The organism is Haladaptatus sp. (genome assembly GCF_049589095.1).
In the GTDB taxonomy this organism is placed as follows: Archaea; Halobacteriota; Halobacteria; order Halobacteriales; family Haladaptataceae; genus Haladaptatus.
Genome location: NZ_JBAWAC010000423.1, coordinates 1 through 3,226, shown reverse-complemented (window position 1 = coordinate 3,226; position 3,226 = coordinate 1). Strand labels below are relative to the sequence as shown.

Sequence of the window (3,226 nt, the reverse complement as noted above, 5' to 3'; positions counted from 1 at the left end):
ATCACTCCAGATATGAATGGTGACGAATACTGTTTTAATTTCTAAAACCACCACAAAGCATTTATAATATTGTGCTAAGGAGTACCATGTGGCGAGGTAGTCCCGAATCCCCCTGACGGACGGTCCTGGTCTGGCGCCATCACTCCAGCCCATATCCCCGCCCCGCCACTCTCTCCTATCGTGACGCTCGTCTCGTAGTGGATCGTATCCGTATCGCTCCGTATCGGTCGTTTATGAAAAGATTACTGCTGTGTTTCGTGTGTTTCGTGTGTCTCGTGCGTCGCTAGTCGGGTTTGCCGTGGGTGGCCACTCCGCTCGGCTTCGAGGTCCAGCAGACGTCGTTTCGTCGTGACTCCGTCGGCCGCTGAGTAGCCCTTCAACGCGCCGTCGCTCCCGACGACGCGATGGCAGGGGACGACCAGCGGGACGGGGTTCCGGGCACACGCCTGTCCGATGGCGATGGGCGTCGTATCGAGCGCCGCGGCGAGGTCGCCGTACGTTCGCGTCTCGCCGTACGGGATGGCGTCCATCGCGTTCATCACTGCTCCGGTCATTCCCTCCGGAACCGTGACCTGAAGGTCGAAGGTCGTGCGGTCACCGGACTCGTATTCGGCGACCTGTTTTCGAATCTCGTCGCTCGATTCGGCGATTCGGCCGTCGTCGATTTCGATGGTCGTTTCGAAGATATCTACGTTCATGAATCGGGTCATAGCCGTTCGAGACTGGCTTTTTCTCCGTGTGCTACGAACGCCTTCTGACGGTATAACCGATCACCACGGACTGAAACTGATCGTCGGGACGAACCTGTTAAAGATTCTTCTTGTAGTGGCCAAAACAATCTGCCCATAAATAATTACTATCACTAGAAAAAATAATTAAATACTGAAAGTGAATGAGAATAGGTGCCATCGGTGGACTACCGGAGCCTCCCACTCGTGGTGGTTGGAGGAGGTAGCGACCGATGCTGTGAGAACTATGGATTCCGATAACGCATCCGATTTGACGGACGGTAAACCGACGGACGACAAACCAATCGGCGGCCGCTTTCACCGTCGAAAGTTCCTGAGCGCGGCGGCGGTCACGCTCGGTGGCGGCGCGTTCGCCACTTCGACCGCGAGCGCGGGGCCGGGAATGATTCACACCGAATCGTTCGACAACAACGACTGGACGCTCAGTTGGCGCGACGAGTTCGATACCAGTATCTGGAACTTCGAGACCGGCAACAACAATGGCTGGGGCAACAACGAACTCGAATACTATCGGGCCAACAACGCGTGGACCGAGAACGGCCACCTCGTCATCGAGGCCCGCGAGGAGCAGTACGGCGGCTGTGACTACACTTCGGCCAGGATGACCACCCAAGGGAAGTACAACAAACAGTACGGCCGCGTGGACGTACGCGCCAAACTCCCCTACGGACAGGGTATCTGGCCCGCCATCTGGATGCTCGGCTCCGACATCGGCTCGGTCGGCTGGCCGGACTGCGGCGAAATCGACATCATGGAACTCATCGGTTCCGACCCCGACACCGTCCACGGAACCGTCCACGGTCCCGACTCCGGCGGTGCCGGTGTCGGCGGTTCATACAGCCAGAGCAACTGGTTCTCGGACGCCTACCACACGTTCACGTTGACGTGGTACCCCGACGCGATCAAGTTCTTCGTGGACGGCCAGCAGTTCTTCGTGACCACGCTGTACGACGCACAGAACGCCGGTCGCGAGTGGGTATTCGACGACGGCCCGTTCTTCTTCCTGCTCAACGTCGCCGTCGGCGGCAACTGGCCCGGTGCACCCGACGCCAGCACGCAGTTCCCCCAGCGCATGGAAGTGGACTACATCCGCGTCTACGATTGGGTCTGAACGGCGGAATCGAACGGCTCACCGACTCGATTTTTTCGCCGACCGTCACCGTTCCGAACCGAATGATAATTCGGTAAAATCGCAAGAAGGCGGCGAGGTTTGCGGCGGAGAAACCGCAACTAACTACTATCCGTTTCGACCAGTGGTATCCATGGACGAGTTGGTCCGTGACGCCGGTTCTTTCGCGTTGGTCGTGACTCCGTTTGCACTGCTCGCGAGCGCGTTTCTCTCCCCCGCCGATATTCCCGTGGATGTCACCACCCTCGAAGGCGGCATCGTCCTCGTGGGCGGGGTTACCACCGTCGTCAGACGTGATCGTGGGTTCGGGGACGCCAATCTCCCCGGATTCTCCCGGTCGGACGTCGCCGACTGGGCCGCGGTCCTCGTGGCGAGCGTCGCCACCTACCTCCTCAGCGTTCAGGTCGGATTCGGGCCGGTCGTCGCGTCCGCCCTCGTCGGTCTGTTCGTCGGCGTCGGGAAACCGGAAGTCGCTGTCCAGGCCTACTGCGGGTCGTTCGTCGGGATGGCGTCGCCAGCGCTGTTCCCGTCCGTCAACTACCTCCTCCTCGCCGGAACGGTCGCGGGCCTCGCGTACGTCGCGACGACGGAGGTGTTCCACGGCTTCGGCGGGAAACTCGGCACGCTCGCCCTGTTCGGCTGTGCCACCACGGCCACGTTCACGGACGCCAGCTACGCCGCCGCGACGCTTCCACAGTGGTCGAACGCCGTGGTCGTCGTCCCGGTGGCGATACTGGCCGCCATCGCCACGGTGGTGCTGAGCGTCCGCCTCGAACTCGGCGCGGTCGTTGGCTCCGCACTGGTCGGCCTCGTCGCGGGCGTGGCGTTCCCCCTCGCTTTTCCGGCCATGGGTTCGACGCTCGCCACCGTCGCATTCTGTGCATCCTTCGTCGGCATGTCCACCACGGACCGACTGGGGCACGAAGGACACGTCGCGCTGGCGGGCACGCTCTGCGGAATCGTCTTCGTCGCCGTCGCCCCCTCGTTCACCGGCGCTGGCGGCAAGTTGGGCACCGTCGCGTTCGTCTCCAGTCTGGCCGAGTTCGGTGCCGTCGAACTGGTCGATTCAATGGGTGGGTCCGTGGTGGCGTGGTCGCGGTAGTTCGGAGGGAGATTGAATTGGGGGTGTTGGATTATCTCACGGCAGTGTAGCAGTTGTCGCCGTGGTCGCAATTCTGTTGAACTCCCTTCTGTGAGGGAGTAATCTCTAACCCAAAAGTGGCGAATCCGTCCGCATCAGAGACCGTTCCTTGCGGTCTGCAATCTGAATATGACGGAAATTTGGTAGTGGACTCGCCGGGAGTCCCGCAAGCTGGGCGGGACCGAAGGTCCCGCTGGAAGCCGGCGC

General features: G+C 60.9%; 3 protein-coding genes. 2 read left to right on the top strand and 1 reads right to left on the bottom strand.

All coding sequences use genetic code 11. The features are described 5' to 3' along the window. Positions 1-242: 242 nt before the first annotated feature. On the bottom strand, positions 243-698 hold the full coding sequence (locus WBV42_RS13300; RefSeq protein ID WP_423986453.1) for a methylated-DNA--[protein]-cysteine S-methyltransferase: 456 nt from the start codon (positions 696-698) through the stop codon (positions 243-245). Positions 699-975: 277 nt separating this feature from the next. On the opposite strand from WBV42_RS13300, the gene WBV42_RS13295 reads away from it, so the two are divergent. Together WBV42_RS13295 and WBV42_RS13290 are read left to right on the top strand one after the other, a co-directional pair. Further along, positions 976-1,860 carry a glycoside hydrolase family 16 protein gene (locus tag WBV42_RS13295; protein WP_423986452.1) on the top strand — a complete coding sequence of 295 codons (885 nt, stop codon included), beginning with the start codon at positions 976-978 and terminating at the stop codon, positions 1,858-1,860. Between the two features lie 151 nt (positions 1,861-2,011). Next, a complete protein-coding gene (locus WBV42_RS13290) occupies positions 2,012-2,980 on the top strand; it encodes a hypothetical protein (protein WP_423986451.1) in 969 nt (322 codons plus the stop codon). Positions 2,981-3,226 lie beyond the last annotated feature (246 nt).